Source organism: Janthinobacterium sp. P210006 (genome assembly GCF_036231885.1).
GTDB lineage: Bacteria > Pseudomonadota > Gammaproteobacteria > Burkholderiales > Burkholderiaceae_D > Janthinobacterium > Janthinobacterium violaceinigrum.
The window spans coordinates 1,214,670-1,234,522 of sequence record NZ_JAZARD010000001.1 but is presented as its reverse complement, the minus strand read 5'-3'; the positions used below and the strand labels follow the sequence as shown (position 1 = coordinate 1,234,522).

Below are 19,853 nucleotides of genomic sequence, written 5' to 3'. Positions count from 1 at the left end.
CGATTTGCGGCCTCCGATGCTCACTGTGCATCCGCACAGCTCCGCTTCTCGGCCACAAATCCCATCCGCTCGCTACGGTTTAATTTGATGTAAAAGCCCGGCTTCGGCCGGGCCCACAAGAACACAACAGGATTACGGTTTAATTATGGAAGTATCTCGCGTACGGGCCTTGCGGGGCCCTAACCTCTGGAGCCACGACACCGCCGTGGAAGCCATTGTTTCCTGCACCACGCAGGAACTCGACATCGCCCAGCTGCCAGGCTTCGAAGCCCGCCTGCGCGCGCTCTTCCCGCAACTGAGCCCGCTGCAACCGCTGGGCAACTACAACGCGGCGCCGATGGCGCAGGTGCTGGAACTGGCGGCGCTGGGCCTGCAGGCGCAAGCCGGCTGCCCCGTCACCTTCAGCCGCACCACGCCGACCCTGGAAACGGGCATCTTCCAGGTCGTCGTCGAATACTCGGAAGAAGCCGTGGGCCGCCTGGCCCTGGAACTGGCGCAGCAGCTGTGCCGCGCCGCGCTGGACGATGCGCCGTTCGACCTGGCCGGTGCCCTGCACCAGTTGCAGGAACTCGATGAAGACGTGCGCCTCGGTCCATCGACGGGCGCCATCGTCAACGCCGCCGTGGCCCGCAACATCCCGTTCCGCCGCCTGACCGAAGGCAGCCTGGTGACGTTCGGCTGGGGCAGCAAGCAGCGCAAGATCCAGGCCGCCGAAATGGACGGCACCAGCGCCATTGCCGAAGCCATCGCGCAAGACAAGGAACTGACGAAGAAACTGCTCGATTCGGCCGGCGTGCCCGTGCCGCAAGGCCGCGTCGCCATCGATGTGGACGACGCCTGGGCCGCGGCCTGCGAGATCGGCCTGCCCGTCGTCGTCAAGCCGAAGGATGGCAACCAGGGCAAGGGCGTCACCGTCAATGTCACCACGCGCGAACAGCTGACGGCCGGCTTCATCGCGGCGCAGGAATTCCGCGACGATATCCTCGTCGAACGCTATCTGCCTGGCCACGATTTCCGCCTGCTCGTCATCGGCAACAAGATGGTGGCAGCGGCCCGCCGCGACCCGCCGCAAGTGGTGGGCGACGGCCAGCACACGGTGCGCGAACTGGTCGACCAGGTCAACCTGGACCCGCGCCGCGGCAGCGGCCACGCCACCTCGCTGACGAAGATCCGCTTCGACGACATCGCCCTGGCCAGCCTGGCCAAGCAGGGCTACGTGGCCGAATCCGTGCCGCCCGTAGGCCAGCGCGTGATCTTGCGCAATAACGCCAACCTGTCGACGGGCGGCTCGGCCACCGACGTCACCGTCGACGTGCACCCGGAAGTGGCGGCGCGCGCCGTCGCTGCCGCGCACATGGTGGGCCTGGACATCTGCGGCGTGGACGTGGTGTCCGACAGCATCCTGAAACCGCTGGAAGAACAGAACGCCGGCATCGTGGAAGTGAACGCCGCGCCGGGCCTGCGCATGCACCTGGCGCCGTCGTTCGGCAAGCCCCGTCCCGTGGGCGAAGCCATCATCGCCGCGATGTTCGCCGAGGGCGACGATGGCCGCATTCCCGTCGTCGCCGTCACGGGCACGAACGGCAAGACCACCACCGTGCGCCTGATCGCCCACCTGCTGACGGCTTCCGGCCTGCGCACGGGCATGACGAACACGGATGGCGTGTACATCGAAGGGCGCCAGATCGACAGCGGCGACTGCAGCGGCCCGCGCAGCGCGCGCAACGTGCTGCTGCACCCCGACGTCGACGCGGCCGTCTTCGAGACGGCGCGCGGCGGCATGCTGCGCGAAGGCCTGGCCTTCGACCGCTGCCAGGTCGCCGTGGTGACCAACATCGGCGCGGGCGACCACCTGGGCCTGAACTACATCACCACCGTGGAAGACCTGGCAGTACTGAAACGCGTGATCGTGCAGAACGTGGCCGACAGCGGCGTGGCCGTGCTGAACGCCACCGACCCCGCCGTCGCGCGCATGGCCAAGAATTGCAGCGGCACGGTGACCTTCTTCGCTGCCGACAAGACGCATCCCGTGATGGCCACGCACCGCGCCCAGGGCAACCGCGTCGTGTACGTGGAAGACGGCAAGCTGGTCGCGGCGCAAGGCGCGGAACGCCACGAAATCGCCCTGTCGCAGGTGCCGATCACGCGCAACGGCGCCATCGGCTTCCAGGTCGACAACGTCATGGCTTCGCTGGCCGCCGCCTGGGCCGTGGGCCTGGACTGGAAAACCATCGCGCTGGGCCTGAAAACCTTTGCCAATGAAGCCGACAATGCGCCGGGCCGCTTCAACGTCTTCGATTACAAAGGTGCCACGCTGATCGCCGACTACGGCCACAATCCGGACGCCATCCTGGCGCTGGTGCAGGCAGTGGAAAGCATGCCGGCCAAGCGCCGTTCGGTGGTCATCAGCGGCGCCGGCGACCGCCGCGACGAAGACATCCGCCAGCAGACGGAAATCCTCGGCGCCGCGTTCGACGACGTGCTGCTGTACCAGGACCAGTGCCAGCGCGGCCGCGCCGACGGCGAAGTCGTGGCGCTGCTGCGCCAGGGCCTGGACGGCGCCAAGCGCACCAGCCATATCGATGAAATCAACGGCGAATTCGTCGCCATCGACAAGGCCCTGGCGCGCCTGAACGACGGCGACCTGTGCCTGATCCTGATCGACCAGGTGGAAGAAGCGCTGGCGCACATCGCCAAGCGCGTCGCCGAAGCCTGAGCGTCGTAGCATTGCGCACAAGGGCGGCCTGCGGGCCGCCCTTTTTATTGGCGCGCGCCGGGGCCAATCGCGCACCCGCATGGTGCAACAACTGCCGATATCCACCTTGCAAGCTTGCAAATTCGGGCATGGAAATTGCTCATAAGAAAACACAAACTTGGCTGACGAGAAGGTGGTGCACGCATGGTGGGCAGAATCTCGCGCATGATCGGAAAATTGACGGTAGGGCGCAAACTGGCGCTGATCTATCTGCTCGATCTTTCTGCCGTGATCTTCATTTCCGGCATCCTCATCAACGAAAAATACATCGCCATCGATTTCTCGCGCAAGGAAATGGCGGGCAACGACTACATTGCCGCGATCCGCGACGCGCTGCTGCCCCTGACGCGCGAACACGCCGATGCGGCCCCGTCGGCCACCGCCATCGAACAGGCCGAGCGCCAGTTCGGCACGGGCATGCGCAGCGCAGAATTGAGCGGGGAATTTGCCACCCTGCTGCGCCAGGCCGGCGGCACGCCCGCCGCGCACGGCGGCATGGCGCCCTCGCCCGCCTTTGTGGCGGGACGCGAACTGCTCACGCGCGTGGGCAACCAGTCCAACCTGATCCTCGACCCGGACCTGGACAGCTACTACACCATGTCGCTGGTGATCCTGCGCTTTCCCGAGCTGCTGGAAGTGATCAACAGCACGCGCGGCCTGGCGCTGCAGCTGGCGACGGCCGAAGGCGCGCAGCGCCAGCGCCTGCAGACCCAGTTCCTGATCCTGGAAGGCCGCATGGACGCCACCATGGGCGGCATCGGCAGCGACTACACGGAGGCGTTCGCGGCCAGCACGCCGCTGCTGCGCCAGCACCTGGACGGCTCGCGCGCGGCCCTGCAGCAAGCCGTGGCGCAGTTTCGCGCCAGCACCCAGGCGCTGGCGGGCGGGCCGGCCCGTGCGGATGCCGGCGCGGCGCTGGCCAGGCACGACGCGGCGGCCGTCGCGGCCCTGCAGCGCGCGTGGGGCGCGGCGGAAGGCGAATTGCACCGCCTGATCCAGCTGCGCGTGGACGGCTTTTTCACGCGCATGTGGCTGCACCTGGGCACGGCCGTGCTGCTGCTGGCGATGATACTGGGCCTGGTGTTTTTCGTCGCGCGGCAGATCGCCCTGCCCATCCGCCGCCTGGCGCGCGTGGCGCAGGAGGTGCGCGCAACGGGCGACCACAGCCTGCGCGCCATCTGGGACAGCGAGGACGAGACGGGACGCCTGGTCAGCGCCTTCAATACCATGCTGCAGCAGCTCGACTTCCAGCGCATGGCGCAGCAGGACCTGGTGGCGCGCGCCAGCGCGGCCGACGCGCAGCGCCAGCTGGTCGACGCCATTCCCATCCCGCTGATGGTCACTTCGATCCCCCGCCACCAGGTGCTGCACGCGAACCAGGCCGCACATGCGTGGCAGGGCAGCCTGGAACGCGACCCGTGGGTGGGCGGCATGAGTCCGCAGGCCCGCTCGCGCTTCTTCCAGCGCTTGAGCGACCTGGGGGCCGTCGACGAATTCGAAGTGTGCTGGAGCGGTGGCGGCACGCCCACCTGGGCCCTGATTTCCGCACGCCTGATCGACTACCAGGGCCAGCGCGCCGTGCTGTCGACCTTCACGCCGATCAACAAGATGAAGCTGATGGAGTCGCGCCTGGAACTGTGGGCCAAGGTCTTCGAGGCATCGGCCGAAAGCCTGATCGTGATGGATGCGGACATGCGCATCATCACCGTCAACCAGGCTTTCCGCCGCCATTCGCTGTACGACCTGGTGGAGCTGATCGGCAAGCGCCCGGGCTTCCTGCTGGCGCCGGACAACAGCCCCGAGCAGCTCGACAGCCTGCGCCGGACCCTGGCGCGGCGCGGCTACTGGCAGGGCGAAATCTCGGTACAGCGCAAGTCGATGGAAAGCTATCCCGCCTGGCTGGTGATGAACGCCGTGCGCGACCTCGATGGCGTGACCACGCATTTCATCGCCAGCTCGCTCGACATCAGCGAACGCAAGGCCAGCGAGCGGCAGATCGAGCACATGGCCCACCACGATGCGCTGACGGGCCTGGCGAACCGCCACGTGTCGAAGCTGCGCCTGGCGGCCGCCATTGCGCAGGCGCGCCGCAGCGGCGAAAAGGTGGGCGTGCTGTTCGTCGACCTGGACCGCTTCAAGCACGTCAACGATGCGCTGGGCCACCATGTGGGCGACGCGCTGCTGCAATCGGTCTCAAAGCGCCTGCTGCAGCTGGTGCGCGAAGGCGATACCGTCAGCCGCCTGGGCGGCGATGAATTCGTCGTCATCCTCAACGGCATCGGCGACGCGCAAGCCATCTCCGCGCTGCTCGACGCGCGCCTGATACCGGCCATGCGCGAGCCGCACCAGGTGGAGGGCAACGAACTGTATGTCTCGTGCAGCGTGGGCGTGGCCGTCTACCCGGACCACGGCGACGACATGGATACCCTGATGCGCCACGCCGACGCGGCCATGTACCAGGCCAAGAGCGGTGGGCGCGACCATGCGCGCATGTTCACGCCGCAGATGCAGGAACAGCAATTGCAGCAGCTGCACCTGGAAAGCGATCTGCGCCACGCCGTCGAGCGGCAGGAACTGGTGCTGTATTACCAGCCGCGCATCGATGCCAGGAGCGGCTGCCTGAATGGCGTGGAAAGCCTGATCCGCTGGCAGCATCCGCAGCACGGCCTGATCGCGCCCGACAGCTTCATACCCGCCGCCGAGGAATCGGGCCTGATCGTCTGCATCGGCGCATGGGTCATCCGCGAAGCGTGCCGCCAACAGGTGGCCTGGCGCGAGGCGGGCATGGGCGACATCGCCGTGTCGATCAACCTGTCGGCCATCCAGCTGAAAAGCGGCGGCCTCGTGGCCACCTTGCGCGAGGTGCTGCGCGAGTTTGCCGTCACGCCGGGACAGGTCGAATTCGAACTGACCGAATCGATCCTGATGGACAATGTGGACGACACCATCGCCACCCTGCACGCCATCAAGGCGCTGGGCTTTGCGCTGTCGATCGACGATTTCGGCACCGGCTATTCGAGCCTGAACTACCTGTGCCGCTTCCCGCTCGACAAGCTGAAAATCGACATGAGCTTCGTGCAGGACATCCACGGTTCGCCGCAGAATCTGGCCGTGACGAAAACCATCATCGGCCTGGGCCACACCCTGGGCTTGAGCGTCACCGCCGAGGGCGTGGAAAGCGCGGCCGACGCCGACGTGCTGCGCCACGCCGGCTGCGACGAATTGCAGGGCTACTATTTTGCCCGCCCCATGCCGCAGGCGCAGTTCATCGCATGGCTGGCGCAAAGCGCCGCGCCGCGCGCCGCCTGACACCTCCCCTGCAGCACGCGCGGCCCGCCGAAAACGCGCAGTGCGCCGCCAGGGCGCATGGATGCAGCAGGGATACCGGAATTGATATGGACATCGCAAAAGAAGTCATTTGTGGGGCAAAGTCATTCCGCCTACCATGCTTCCTGAGCAAGTTTCAGCTCTGGCGGCGACTGCCGCAGCGTTCTCAACATAACTAAAATACAGGTGGAGACAAGATGAAGCAATTGATGGCAACGGGCACCCGCACGCCCCGGCAAAACACGCGGCCGACCTTGAAGGCCACGGTGGCCGCGCTGGCCGGCGCGGGCCTGCTGAGCAGCGCTTCCGTCTGGGCGCAACAGGCGCCCGTCGTGGCGCCTCCGGCGGACGAAACGGCACCAGCAGCGGCAGTGGCAGCACCGGAAGCCGCCGCCGACAATGCGGGCATCGCCGTGGTGGCCGTCACGGGCGTGCGCCGCGCAGCGCAAAGCGCGCAGACGATCAAGAAAAACAACGACCAGGTGGTCGACTCCATCGTCGCCGATGAAATCGGCAAATTCCCCGACAAGAACGTGGCCGAAATCCTCGGCCGCGTGACGGGCGTGCAGATCCGCCGCGAAGGCGGCGAGGCGGGCTCCGTCATCATCCGCGGCCTGCCCGGCGTGGTGACCCTGCTCAATGGCCGCGAAATGTTCACCTCCGTGGGCCGCAGCCTGTACCTGGCCGACATCCCGACGGCCATGCTGCAGCGCGTGGACGTGTATAAATCGCAGGGCGCCGACATGGTCGAAGGCGGCACGGCCGGCGTGGTCGACGTGCGCACCAACCGCCCGTTCGACTTCAAGGGCTTCACGGCATCGGGCAATGTGCGCGCCGAGCACCGCGACAAGTCCGGCTCGACGGACCCGAACGTCAGCGGCATGGTGTCGAACCGCTGGAAGACGCCGTACGGCGAATTCGGCGCCCTGCTCGGCCTGTCCTACCAGCGCAGCAAATACTATGACGAGACGATCTGGAACGCCGAACCCGTCAAACGCCCCGAAGCGGGCAATATCACGGGTCCCGATTCCGTCGGCATGATCCCCACCGTGGGCGACCGCAAGCGCTACGCGGCGAATGCGGCCTTCCAGTGGCGCCCGAACTCGCAGGTGGAAGCGTATGCGGAAGGCATGTCGACCCTGATCAAGCACGCGTTCGACAGCCAGTTCTTCGTCGGCTCGCTGCCCTGGGGCCAGAACCCGGACATCACCCTGATCCCCGGCACCAATCAGGCGGCCACGGTGGGCAAGATCGACGGCCCCTGGTCGCCGTTCACGCTCGGTTCAACCCAGGCGCGGCGCGACCGCTCGATCGGCTCGCAGGGCGCCATCGGCGCGCGCTGGGACATCACGCCGCAGCTGCGCGCCACCACGGAACTGGCGCGCACGGTCAGCAACTTCGAGCGTGAATTTCCCATCCTCGACTTCCTCGCCCATCCGACCAGCGTGATCGGCAGCACGAATGTCAACGGTGGCGCGCAGATCAGCTACCCCGGCTACAACATGCTGGACCCGAAGAACTACACCCTGCTGGGCTTCTACGACAACCACAGCCACGACGAAGGCAGCTCGACCGACTGGCGCGGCGACCTCACGTACGACATGGACAGCACGGGCTTCTTCCGCGAATTTTCGGGCGGCGTGCGTATCGCCAAGCGCAAGGCCGAATCGATCCGCGAAAAAAATGGCCAGGGCGGGCTGACGTCGACCATGTATGCGGACGCGATTCCCGGCCTGGCCTGCGCCTCGCACGGCAACACGGGCAACTTCGGCCTGCAAAGCTGGCTCACGCCCTGCCGCGACTTCATGCTCAACAACACGGCCGTGCTGCGCCAGCTGTTTACGGGCAGCAGCGAACGCAGCCCGGACGATCCGATGACCCACTACAAGGACGTGGAAAAAACCAATGCCGTCTACGGCAAGGCGCGCATCGGCTTCGACCTGGCGCAGGTGCCCGTCGACGGCACCGTCGGCGTGCGCGTCGTGCAGACCAAGCAGGACCTGCAGGGCAACTCCGCGCAAAACGGCATCATCACGCCGGTGCGGGTGAAAACGTCCGATACGGACGTGCTGCCCAGCATGACCCTGAAAGCCATGCTGCGCCAGGACCTGATTGCCCGTATGACGGCCGGCAAGGCCGTGCAGCGCCCCAACTTCGCCGACTTCAACCCCGGCGTGAGCCTGGGCCAGAGCCTGGAGATGGTGCGCCCGACGGGCGGCGGCGGCAATCCCGACCTGAAACCCGTGGAAGGCAAGAATCTCGACGTGGCGCTGGAATGGTATTTCGCCCAGACGGGCTCCGTCACGGCCACCGTGTTCCGCCATAACTTCAAGAATTACATCCTGTCCGGTTCGGCCAAGGAAACGTATGGCGGCATCGAGTACGACATCACGCGTCCGCGCAACACCTCGAAAGGCCATCTGCAAGGCGTGGAAATGGCCTACCAGCAGTTCTACGACAAGCTGCCCGGCTGGATGAGCGGCCTGGGCCTGCAGGCCAACGCCACCTACATGACGGGCGAGCTGGAAGAACTCGATGGCGGCGTGCATCCGTTCACGGGCATGTCGAAGTGGTCTGCCAATATCGTCGGCCTGTACGAACAGGGACCGTGGTCGGCGCGCCTGGCCTACAGCTGGCGCGACAAGTACGTGGACGACTACAACTACCGCGGCAAGGGCATCCACCTGACCGTGGCGCCTACCAAGACCCTGGACGCGTCGGTATCGTACAAGCTCAATCCGAATACCACGGTGACCCTGGACGCGAACAACCTGCTCGACTCGACCTACCGCGACTACCACGACACGCCGGACTATGTGCGCGATGTGCGGCGCTATGACAAGGTCGTCGGCCTGTCGGTACGCTGGAGCTACTAACAACACCCAGGGCGTTGTTGCCGCGCCTCGCCCTGGCCGTTTTCAGCATTGGCAGTAACACCTGACCAACCCGGCTGCGCGGCAGTGATGGTTTTGCCAGGCGTCGAAACGTCGTTGATATTCATAGTTTTTCTTCCTTCGAGGGTTTTCAGCGCCAGCCGGCAACGGTTGGCGTTTTTTTTGCCTTATGGAATCTATCCGACATCGGAATTGATTTGGCACAAAGTGCCGCCGCCGGGGCGCTTTTATGCTGTCAGCTTGACTAGCGAACCCGGCGGGGACAGCATGCACAATGCACGGCACGTCGATGCACAGTTATTTCAACCCGATATCCCGGTACGGCTCGACATGCGCACGGCGGCGCTGGTCGAGCATGCGCTGGCCTTGCAGGAAATGGCCGGCACGGGCGCCGCCGCCCTGTTCCTGCATTGCCACGACGTGCCGCTGCCCACCGCCTTGCGCGTGCTGACGACGGGACCGCGCCGCAAACCGGCCGGGCCGCACCTGTTTGCCCGCCTGCGTCCGCGCACGGCCGCCCGGACGCAAGGCTTGCCGCTACCGGCGCGCTGACGAATCCTGTACCATCGCCGCAACCCATTAGACGAGGCACGGCGATGCAGGCAGCGACACCCAACGACCCCTATGCGGCCTTGATGGCCCTGATCAAGGCGCGCCATTCGGAACTGAGCCCGCAATTCCAGGCCGGCGCCCGCTACCTGGCCGACCATCCGGACGAGGTGGCCGTGTCGTCGATGCGCAGCATTGCCGCACGCGCCCAGGTGCAGTCGGCCGCCCTCGTGCGCCTGGCGCAGCAGCTGGGCTTTGCCGGCTGGCCGGAGCTCAAAGCCATCTTCGTGGAACGCCTGCGCGCGGGGCCGGCCGGCTATGCGGCCAAGGCCGATGCGCTCGCCGGCAAGGAGGGGGACCTGGTCACCGAAGTATTCACGGTGCAACAGCGCAACCTGGCCGCCACGGAAAGCGCCAACCACGCAGCACTGGACGGGGCCGCCAAGCTGCTGCAGGCGGCGCCCCGCGTGCACGTGGCGGGCTTTCGCGCCGCCCACCCCATCGCCTACACCCTGCACTACCTGTACCGGCTGCTGCGCCCCAGCGTGCAGCTGCTGAGCGGCCAGGGCGGCACCCTGGAAATGGACTTGCGCGCCCTGCAGGCGGGCGAAGCCGTCGTCGTCGTCAGCTTCGCGCCGTATTCGAGCGAAGCGCTGCTGGTGGCGCAGGCGGCGCACCAGGCCGACTGCCGACTTATCGCCATCAGCGACAGCGCCATGTCGCCGCTGGCCCTGCAAGCCGACGCCAGCATCGTCATCGCCGTCGACAGCCCCTCGTTCTTCCCCTCCATCGTGGCCGGCGTCGCGGCCGTGGAAAGCCTCGTGGAATTGCTGGTGGCGCGCGCGGGACCGGATGCCGTCACGGCCATCGGCGCGGCGGAAAGCCAGCTGCGGGCGCTGGGTGCCTACGCAAAAACATCAAACGATGCAAATTAAAAACAAATACATCAAACGTTGCATCGCGGCGCATCGCATCCTATAATCGGCCTTCCCCCTTGCCGATATGAAAGCGATGCCATGAGCCATGTCTTCCACCGCAGCTTGAGTACCAGCTATCCCGTCGCTGCGGGCGGCGACGGTCCCTACCTGATCGATGCCGACGGCAAGCGCTACCTGGACGCCTGCGGCGGCGCGGCCGTCTCCTGCCTGGGCCATGCGGATGCGGCCGTGATCGCCGCCGTGCAGCAGCAGGTGGCCAGCATGGCCTACGCGCACAGCTCGTTCTTCACCAGCGAGCCGATGGAGCAGCTGGCCGATTTCCTCGTCGCCCGGGCACCTGCCGGCATCGACAGCGTGTATTTCGTCTCGGGCGGCTCGGAAGCGGTGGAAAGCGCGCTAAAAATGGCGCGCCAGTATTTCGTGGAACGGGGCCAGCCGCAGCGCCGCCACATCATCGCGCGCCGCCAGAGCTACCACGGCAACACCCTGGGCGCGCTGGCCACGGGCGGCAACGCCTGGCGCCGGCAGCAGTTCGAGCCCTTGCTGATCGGCGTCACCCACGTTTCCCCATGCTACGCCTGGCGCGACCAGGCAGCCCATGAAACGGATGGCGACTACGTGGCGCGCCTGGGCCAGGAGCTGGAAGACCATATCGCCGCACTGGGTGCGGACAAGGTCATGGCCTTCATCGCCGAACCCGTCGTCGGCGCCACGGCCGGCGCCCTGCCCGCCGTCGCCGGCTACTTCCAGCGCATGCGCGAGATCTGCCAGCGCCACGGCATCCTCCTGATTCTCGACGAAGTCATGTGCGGCATGGGGCGCACGGGCAGCCTGTTTGCCTGCGAGCAGGAAGGCGTCACCGCCGACCTGATCTGCATCGCCAAGGGCCTGGGCGCCGGCTACCAGCCCATCGGCGCCGTGATGGTGTCGCAGGACATCCGCGACACGATTCGCGCCGGCACGGGCTTCTTCCAGCACGGCCACACCTACATCGGCCACGCCACGGCCTGCGCCGCCGCCCTGGCCGTGCAGCGGCAGATCGAGGAACGCGATTTATTGGCCAACGTGCGCGCCATGGGCGCCTTGCTGGAACAGCGGCTGCACCAGCGCTTCGACGACCATGCGCACGTGGGCGACATCCGCGGACGCGGCCTGTTCCTGGGTCTGGAACTGGTGCAGGACCGCACCAGCAAGCAGCCGCTCGACCCCGCCCGCCGCCTGCACGCGCGCATCAAGGCGCACGCCATGCAAAACGGGTTGATGTGCTATCCCATGGGCGGCACCATCGACGGCCTGCACGGCGACCACATCCTGCTGGCGCCGCCCTACATCATTGACGCCAGCCACGTCGACGAGATCGTCGACAAGCTGGGCGCGGCCATCGACACGAGCCTAGCCTAGCCTAGCCTGGCCTAAGCACGCCCGCAGTTGCCCACGGTGGACATCAGGCTGGCGCCGCAGCTGGTCTTGTGTCCCTCGAAGGCCACGGGCACGCCATCGATCAGCACCTGCGGATCGCCCTCGGCGATCACGCAGCGCACGTGACCTTTTATCGGGCAGACGCAAGGATCACCCTTGCGCGCCACGGCCACGCCGAATACCGTGCTGTTTGGCGCCGCCCCCACCACCTTGCCGCCATGGCTGGTGGGGTCATTCAGGCGGATCACGCCACGCATGCTCTTCTCCCTGGATGTATCAAGCGTCTCATTGCGAAAACCCCTGGTAATACTCGGGCGCATCGTGGCGCAAGCCCCACCATGGCAAGTAGGCATGGTTGCCGCCGCGCGCGCGGAACCATGGCTTGTCAGGCCGGATCGGCCGCGCGACGGCGGGCGGCGCCACTACCAGCGCCACGGGCGCCGACAGGTCGCTGGTGCCGGCCACCAGCACGGGCTTGCCGAAATGATGCGCGTAGGCGATGCCCAGCGCCACGTTTGTCAGGGCCGTGCCCGCGCCCGTCTCGCCCAGCACGGCAGTCAGATTAAAGCTTTGCTTGAGGAAATCGAATTCCGGCAATTGCACGGTAAGCGTCTGCGCCAGCGCACCGAGTCGCGCGGACGAATCCTGGTGCGTATTGCCCGCGTCGTGGATCAGATAGCCGATGTCGGTATCGGGCCGGTTGGCCTTCGCCGCCGCCTCTTCGATGGCTGCCGTCCACGCCTGCACCAGCCGCGGCGGTTCGCCCTTTTTGACTTCAAAATCCGCCGCCTGTTTCGTGCTTGGGTAGCCAAGCCACGCCAGCGGCGCCCGCTCCGTTTTAAAGTCCGGACCGGCCAGCACCAGCAGCACCAGGTTCTCGTTGATCTGCCGGTCCAGGGGCCGGCTGGGCGCATCCCAGTTCATGGCCCAGACGGTTTCTTTCGGGTGGCTTTGCAGGTAGTCGAGCGCGGCGGAAAGTGAAGTAAAACCGGCGTTGGGGCCACCCGTGGTGACGCGGACGTCGGGTGGGGTGGAGCGGGTCCAGAGGGTGGGAGAATGGACGTTGCCAATGCTAAAAGTATCGGCAACATATTCCCGGACGAAGTCGGCCGCTTCCACTGGATCGAGCTTGCCTTCGGGCAAAGCATATTCAATATGGATGCCAGCCAGTTCGCGCCAGCGTGACTTGTTTTCAGTTGAATGAACATTGTAGAAATATTCTGGGTCAGAGTAGTACACGTCATGAATTAAATTGAAAGTCTTCTCTATGTATTTTTCATGGTAACCATCGAACGTTTCAGAACCCTCATTTCCAACCGCGACAGAAGCAATACTTTGCAGCCTGGTATATTTCTCGGGTTTTTCCCTGACCATCTCATCGTCCGGATTCGGCTGCACCAAGCCCAAGGTCCACAGCAATTGCCATTGCGTGGGGTAATCCCGACGCTGCAAGGGATTCAGCCATTGCAGCCCCACCACCTGCGCCATCAACGGACCACTGCGTGCCACCGTGCCTTCCTGCACGGACGGCGTCGTGCACGCGCCAAGCAAAAGCGACATGAGAACAGCGATCAGCGCCCTCATTGCGAAAACCCCTGGTAATACTCGGGCGCATCGTGGCGCAAGCCCCACCACGGCAAATAGGCATGGTTGCCGCCGCGCGCGCGGAACCATGGCTTGTCAGGCCGGATCGGCCGCGCGACGGCAGGCGGCGCCACCACCAGCGCCACGGGGGCCGACAGGTCGCTGGTGCCGGCCACCAGCACGGGCTTGCCAAAATGATGCGCATAGGCGATGCCAAGCGCCACGTTTGTCAGGGCCGTACCCGCGCCCGTCTCGCCCAGCACGGCAGTCAGATTGAAGCTTTGCTTGAGAAAGTCGAATTCCGGCAATTGCACGGTGAGCGTCTGCGCCAGCGCACCCAGCCGTTCGGAAGAATCCTTGTGCGTATTGCCCGCATCGTGGATCACATAGCCGATCTCCGTATCCTGCCTGTTGGCCTTCGCCGCCGCCTCCTCGATGGCTGCCGTCCACGCCTGCACCAGCCGCGGCGGTTCGCCCTTTTTGACTTCAAAATCCGCCGTCTGTTTCGTGCTTGGGTAGCCAAGCCACGCCAGCGGCGCCCGCTCAGTCTTGTAGTCCGGACCGGCCAGCACCAGCAGCACCAGGTTCTCGTTGATCTGCCGGTCCAAAGGCCGGCTGGGCGCATCCCAGTTCATGGCCCAGACGGTTTCCTTCGGGTGGCTTTGCAGGTAGTCGAGCGCGGCGGCCAAGGAGGTAAAACCGGCGTTAGGGCCGCCCATGGTGACGCGAACGTCGGGGAGGGTGGAGCGGGTCCACAGTGTAGGGAAGTTTGGGTTGCCGATGGTAAAGGTGCGGCGCACATAGTCTTGCACGAAAGCACCAGCATCTACCGGGTCGAGTTTTCCTTCAGGGATGGCGTATTCGATATGGATGCCAGCCAGCTCGCGCCAGCGTGATCTGTCTTTAGCAGAATGGACATTGTAAAAATACTCGGGGTCGGAATAGTAAATGTCGTGGAATAGATCCATGATTTCGCGAATGTATTTTCGATGATAACCACGAAACGTTTCCTGACCTTCATTTCCAGCGACGACAGGTGAAACTGCCTGTAAACTGGAATACTTAATAGGATTTTCCTTGACCATATCATCTCCTGGATTCGGTTGCACCAGCCCCAAGGTCCACAACAATTGCCATTGCGTAGGGTAATCCCGACGCTGCAGCGGATTCAACCATTGCACAGCGACAACCTGTGCCATATAGCGGCGTTTGTCAGTGTCAGGTACCTCGGTAACAGCATTTTCCGACGCAGGCGGCGATGAACGAAGACGTACACAGGCCATCAGGGAAATCAACGCCAAAAAAACCATCAAAGCATAAATAAAAAAGGATTTCGTCATATTGAATTCTCCATTTTTAAGACACTGCAATGTCACCCATGGACGCACTCTCCTGACGTTGGCTTGACGGCAGGTGGTGGATTTTCACGCTTATCGACTATCAAACTCGGCATACTGGCCGGTCCGCCTTCGCAACCTGCCCAAACGGTTATCTTTAATTCATCAATGGTGGCACTTGCAAAATACTCTTCAAACATCTTTGCAGAGGCAGCTTCATCCAACCACTTCAACAACCTCCAATCCGCCGCCACCCGCAACTTGCGCAACTGGTCGGCCTTGATACGGCACACGCCCACCGCCACGTCATACGCGAGCGCCCGCTCCGCGTGCATGGGGTTGGTCAGGATGGAGGAATGGTCGGTAGCGTAGGCGCCCGCCTGGCTAGCCATCATTTCGCCGATGCGCGTGCTGCGCCATTGCTGGTAGCCGGCGTCTGGCGTGGCGTTGGGCATTTCCTGCTGGACTTTCTGGCCGGCCGGACTTTTCCCTTCCCGCACCGCCTGGGCGCGTATCACCGCGCGCTGCTCGAACCGCAAACGCGCCTCGTCGTCGGCCGTGCCCCTGGCGCTGTCCATGCGCCTGGCCTCGTCTTTTCCCGCCTGACCCTGCAAGCCGCCGGGCGGGATGGCATGATCGGCAAGGTAATCGTCGCCGGCAGCGCGCTGCTTGCCCGCCTGGCGCGATTCGCCGGGCGGATCGTAGCCTTCGTCGAATTCCTCGCTGGTCTGGCCAAAGCGCAAGGACTGCGGCTTGAATGGCGAAACCAGGTCGGGGGCGCGCAGTTCTATTTTCCAATCCTTGTGGGGCGAGGCATTGCAGGGGCTGCGGGCCAGGCCCGTCATCACGATGAACAGGGGTGCCAATCCCACCGTCAGGATGGTGGAAAAGGCGCCTTCGCTGGCCTCGACGCCCTGCTTGACGGAATACGACGCATATTTCTGCGCCGGAAACCAGAAGTCCTTGCCGCCCGGCGCAGGTTTGCGCCAGTGATCGGTCCAGTAGTGATAGCTGCCTTGCTTGCCCACCTCGAAACCCTGGGCAAACACGCGCTGCACGCATACGCCTGCCGCGTCGGTGGCAGCCAGCTCGCCGCCGTCCTTGCTGTCCTTGTCCAGCGAGCCCGACAGGCCGCGCCAGCCGATGCCCTCGATGGCTACGGACGACACCACCACGTCGTGCGGATTGCAATAGATGGTCACCCTGCCATACGATGACTTCTTGCCGTCGCGCGCGGCGCCCGCAATCCCGTATTGCTCACGGTCTTGGGCGGCGGAAAAACCGTGCTGCAGGTTGGCCATGCAGCGGTCGATTTCCTCGTCTGTCTGCAGCTCGCCCAAGGTGGCGCGCTGGCGGATGATGGCAAAGAAGTTTTTCAAGGTGGCTATGCGCGCCTGCACCGTCACCCTTCCCATGCTGCCGTCCGCCGCGCGCAGATTGCTGGCCACCCAGTTCTCGGAGCTATTGCGTTTCGCCAGGCTGTACGGCGAATTGCAGATGACGTAGTTATCGGCCACGCAGGGAACGCCATCCACCTTGGGCAGGCCCGCGCCGAGAAAGGCGGCTGCCATCGCCACCATCGTGCCCTGGCTGTGGCACACGATGGTGACCGGCACGTCGGCCTGCTGCTGGCGGATGGCTTCCACCAGCCTGGCCAGGCGATAGGCGGCCAGCACGAAATACGGGCGCGGCGGGCAGCTGTACACTTGCCGTTCCGGGAAGGGATTCATGTGCTGGATCTTGTTCCACAAAAATAAATCCTCGCTCAGCCCCTCCTTCCACAGGTCGGCCAGCGCGCTGCAGCCATTGGCAAACGGGCCGCCGCCCCAGTAATCCTGTTCATTCAGGTAGATACCCTTGCCGTATTTCTGCAGTTCTTCGCCGGACGCCTTGTAGCCCCAGCGAAAGCGGATCACGGGAGAAAACGTGCCGGCATCGCAGATCAGGGTATCGGCCGACATCTCCGGATGGAGAAAACCTTCGGCCGTGATCTCGGCGCCATAATTGACCGCCTTCAGTTCGCCGCCTTCCACGCCACGGTGCTGCAGGTGATGGCAGGAACGCTTGAGGCGCTCGTTGAGGCCGTTGCACAAGCCCTCTTCGGCCGCCGCGTACCACTCGCCGTCGGAATTGACGCCGTGCACGAAGATCATGATGCCGGGCAGCGGCAACTGCTGCAGTACTTCATGGTCGCTGCTCTGGAAATTGGCGTTGCAGGAAAACTGGCCGAGGATATCGATTTGGGGGTCGTCGCACAGCGGCGGGTGGGGATCGAACTGCATGGCGTGGTCTCCGAGGTCGGGTTTCAGGAACGGCGGCGGAAGAAGAATCCCTTCAGCCGCTGCAGATGGTCGGTTGCCAACTTCGGCCCGCGTCCATCGGCATCGCTGACGCCCGTCAACGGGCTGTCGCCTTCGCGCTCGATGTGCACTTCCACGCCTTCGACGGGCAAGCCGTCGGTGGGCCGCAGCAAGCGCGGCACGCGGCCCAGCTCGCCTTCGCCGAAGGTGGACAGCTCGCCTTTCATGCTGGCCGGACCGTTCCAATGGTGGCCGTCGGTCTTCACCGTCAGCGCACCGGGACCGCCCAGTTCGACCGTGCCGCCGGACAGTTTCAAGTAGGCGCCTCCCGCCGTCATGAAGGTGATCTCGTCCTGCGCCACGCCGACCAGGCGCGTGCCTGCCGTCAGGCGGATGTCCTTGGCAGCGTCCGCCTGCAACAAATCATGCTGGCTTTGCAGCAGGAACTTGCCGAAGTGGGCTACCTGCACGATGCCATCCTGGTGCGCGAACAGGGAAATACCCTTGCCCGCGTTGACGTTGCAGCGCTGGGCCGCGCTCAGTTGCAGATGCTGCTGGGCTACCAGGTCGATATTCGCACCCGCGTTGCCTGCAATGGTCCTGGGCGTGCTCAGCGCCACGCCCTCGGGCGCCGTGATGCTGACGGTGGGCTGGTCGGCGGTGATGGCGGCCCCCAGCGCCTTGCTGCCGGCCGCGTCCAGCGCCAGCGCCTGATGTTGGGCGGCAAACTCGCCCAAGGAGCTCAACAATTCCAGACATTCCTTCATCACGGCGGCATGCTCGCTGCCGTCGAGCTGCTTGCCGCTGGCGCCCAGCTGTTTCCAGGCCGAAATCAGCAGCGAGCGGGCCGTGCGCACGCTGCCGCTGGCGTCGCTGCGCAATTCAAAGCCGTCGCCGCGCTGCTGCCCTGCCCCATCGCTGCGCGGCTCGGTCAGGTAGCCGAGGTTCAACTGCGTGGCCGCCTGGTCGCTGGCCAGCTGCGCGCTGATCTGCGATGGCGTATCGTCAAAGCACAGCTGGTTGCCGCGCCCGCCCCGCACTTCGCGGCTGCGCATGCCGGACAGGTAACGGTTGCCAGGCAAGGCGCCGCGCGCGCTCAGGCCCGGCGGCGCGCCCACGGCGTTGTACAGCTGGCCGACGATGATGGGCCGGTCCGGGTCGCCGCCGAGAAAATCGATCAGCACTTCCGCGCCGATGCGCGGCAAGGTCACGGTGCCGCATTGTGTGCCGCTGCCCGGCCCATTGCCGCTCCAGCTTGTTGCCACGCGCACCCAGGCCGAATCGCGCTCCGTATCGGAGGCGCCGGTACCGTTGGCATGTACGTGATCCGGCGCGCGCGTGGCGCCAAAACGCACCTTGACCCGTCCCAGCGCATCGCAATGCACCTCTTCGCCGGCAGGCCCCACGACCAGCGCGCTTTGCAGGCGCACGATGGGGAATTCGCTGCGCGGATCAAAGGCAGGGACGATGGCGATGCCGCGCCGCACGCAGGTAAAACGGTTGCGGTAGCGCAAGGCCGCCTGACCATCGGCGCCTGCCCCTTGCGCCATATCAACATCCCACCGCCAACCGCTCTGCGCAAACAGGCGCCCCACTCGCGCCTCTAACCCTGTCGGCAAGTTGTTGCTGGCCGCCACGCTCAAGGCCGTGATGACGAAACTGCGCTCGGCGGCAGGGTGGCTGTCGATGTCCGCATGCCCTTCCAGGCTGAACCACTGGCCCGCACAAAAGTCGCGCACGCAGCCTTCGCCCTGGAAGCACTTGCTGTCCATATCGTGGCGCGCCATCGCCAGCTGGCCCAGTTGCCGCAAGTCGTCATTGCTGCCGGCGGCCAGCGGCGGCTCCACGATATAGTCGTCGAGACTGGCTGCCAGGCGGTTGCCATTGCTGCCCTGATCCACACCGCCGTGTGACTGCGTGGCCATGAACTGCGGGCTGTGCGGGTGGCCGTCGTCCCAGCTGTAGCGTTCGGACTTTCCCGGTTGCAAGCGACGCACGGCGCTCCAGGCCGTCACGGCATCCCTTTCCTCGGTGGCGTCATCGCGGTGATAACGCACCGTGCCGGCCGCGTTCTGCGCCAGGCGGCTGGCGTCGTCGAACAGCAGCAGGGTATGCACGGGCGTGGCAGCGGCGTTCGGGCCGGCCGGCGCTCCCGCCTGGAAGCACCAGGCGATGCCGCGGCGCCGGAGCAGGCGGCGGATAAAGGCGGCATCGGATTCATTGTGCTGCATCGTGAATTCGCGCGCAGGCAGACTGCGCGCCGCCAGCGCCGCGTCGATGGCGAGATCCAGGCTGGCGGCGAGCACACTATTGCCCTGCCGCCATTCATCAAACAGGAGCTGGACAATCTGCAATTCATGTTTGTTGCGAAACACGCGCGTGTTGATGCGTTTTTCCAGCAATGCCAGGCCATCGCGCAGCACCAGCTGATAGGTGGCCAGGCCGCCATCGCTCTGGCCCGCGCACGCTTCGGCGACGATGCCGCAGACCCTGCGCAGCTGTCCCTGATCGGTAACGATCTGCAATTCGGCCGGCACGGCGATGAACTGTTTCAGCGGCAGCTGCACCTCGGTGGCCACGCACAGGATGCGGTATTCCAGGCCGCCGCAGATGGCCTCGCTGCCGCTGATGCGTTGCGGCAGCAAGGCATCGTCGTTGATGCCTTCCGGGTAAGCGAGGCGCAGCCGCAAGGCGCGGTTGCTTGCATTCAAATCCTTGTTCACGGCCAGCCATTGCGCGAAGTCTTCCAT

General features: G+C 65.0%; 12 protein-coding genes. 6 read left to right on the top strand and 6 right to left on the bottom strand.

Features of this window, described 5'->3' with window-relative positions; genetic code table 11:
- Positions 1 to 145 precede the first annotated feature (145 nt).
- The 3 genes from cphA to VPH41_RS05510 all read left to right on the top strand — a co-directional run bounded on the left by cphA (position 146) and on the right by VPH41_RS05510 (position 8,958).
- Complete coding sequence (gene cphA, locus VPH41_RS05520; protein WP_328569224.1) at positions 146 to 2,716, top strand: cyanophycin synthetase; 2,571 nt, start codon at positions 146 to 148, stop codon at positions 2,714 to 2,716.
- Positions 2,717 to 2,920: 204 nt separating this feature from the next.
- On the top strand, positions 2,921 to 6,064 hold the full coding sequence (locus VPH41_RS05515) for an EAL domain-containing protein (protein ID WP_328569223.1): 3,144 nt from the start codon (positions 2,921 to 2,923) through the stop codon (positions 6,062 to 6,064).
- 215 nt (positions 6,065 to 6,279) lie between these two features.
- Positions 6,280 to 8,958: a TonB-dependent receptor gene (locus VPH41_RS05510; protein WP_328569222.1), complete on the top strand. Its 2,679-nt coding sequence runs from the start codon at positions 6,280 to 6,282 to the stop codon at positions 8,956 to 8,958.
- Here the strand turns inward: VPH41_RS05510 and VPH41_RS05505 are convergent.
- Positions 8,955 to 9,083, bottom strand: coding sequence for a hypothetical protein (locus VPH41_RS05505; protein ID WP_328569221.1), 129 nt, complete (start codon positions 9,081 to 9,083; stop codon positions 8,955 to 8,957). The genes VPH41_RS05510 and VPH41_RS05505 overlap by 4 nt on opposite strands.
- Positions 9,084 to 9,243: 160 nt before the next feature.
- Here VPH41_RS05505 and VPH41_RS05500 point away from each other — a divergent pair, with 160 nt between their 5' ends.
- The 3 genes from VPH41_RS05500 (at position 9,244) to VPH41_RS05490 (ending at position 11,864) form a co-directional block, all read left to right on the top strand.
- Positions 9,244 to 9,528, top strand: a complete 285-nt coding sequence (locus tag VPH41_RS05500) for a hypothetical protein (protein WP_152258356.1) — start codon at positions 9,244 to 9,246, stop codon at positions 9,526 to 9,528.
- Positions 9,529 to 9,572: 44 nt separating this feature from the next.
- On the top strand, positions 9,573 to 10,460 hold the full coding sequence (locus VPH41_RS05495) for a MurR/RpiR family transcriptional regulator (protein WP_328569220.1): 888 nt from the start codon (positions 9,573 to 9,575) through the stop codon (positions 10,458 to 10,460).
- 81 nt (positions 10,461 to 10,541) lie between these two features.
- Positions 10,542 to 11,864: an aspartate aminotransferase family protein gene (locus VPH41_RS05490; RefSeq protein ID WP_328569219.1), complete on the top strand. Its 1,323-nt coding sequence runs from the start codon at positions 10,542 to 10,544 to the stop codon at positions 11,862 to 11,864.
- An 11-nt stretch (positions 11,865 to 11,875) separates the two neighbouring features.
- Here the strand turns inward: VPH41_RS05490 and VPH41_RS05485 are convergent, their stop codons facing one another.
- The 5 genes from VPH41_RS05485 to VPH41_RS05465 are packed head-to-tail and all read right to left on the bottom strand — an operon-like array spanning position 11,876 to position 19,853.
- Entirely contained in the window at positions 11,876 to 12,139 is a 264-nt protein-coding gene (locus VPH41_RS05485; RefSeq protein WP_328569218.1) for a PAAR domain-containing protein, read from the bottom strand.
- 28 nt (positions 12,140 to 12,167) lie between these two features.
- Positions 12,168 to 13,466 carry a hypothetical protein gene (locus VPH41_RS05480; RefSeq protein ID WP_328569217.1) on the bottom strand — a complete coding sequence of 433 codons (1,299 nt, stop codon included), beginning with the start codon at positions 13,464 to 13,466 and terminating at the stop codon, positions 12,168 to 12,170.
- Positions 13,463 to 14,806, bottom strand: a complete 1,344-nt coding sequence (locus tag VPH41_RS05475; RefSeq protein ID WP_328569216.1) for a hypothetical protein — start codon at positions 14,804 to 14,806, stop codon at positions 13,463 to 13,465. Before VPH41_RS05475 ends, VPH41_RS05480 begins: the two co-directional genes overlap by 4 nt.
- A gap of 32 nt (positions 14,807 to 14,838) precedes the next feature.
- A complete protein-coding gene (locus VPH41_RS05470; RefSeq protein ID WP_328569215.1) occupies positions 14,839 to 17,085 on the bottom strand; it encodes a T6SS effector phospholipase Tle3 domain-containing protein in 2,247 nt (748 codons plus the stop codon).
- A gap of 23 nt (positions 17,086 to 17,108) precedes the next feature.
- The gene (locus VPH41_RS05465) at positions 17,109 to 19,853 is read right to left on the bottom strand and encodes a type VI secretion system Vgr family protein (protein WP_328569214.1); all 2,745 of its coding nucleotides are present in this window, start codon (positions 19,851 to 19,853) and stop codon (positions 17,109 to 17,111) included.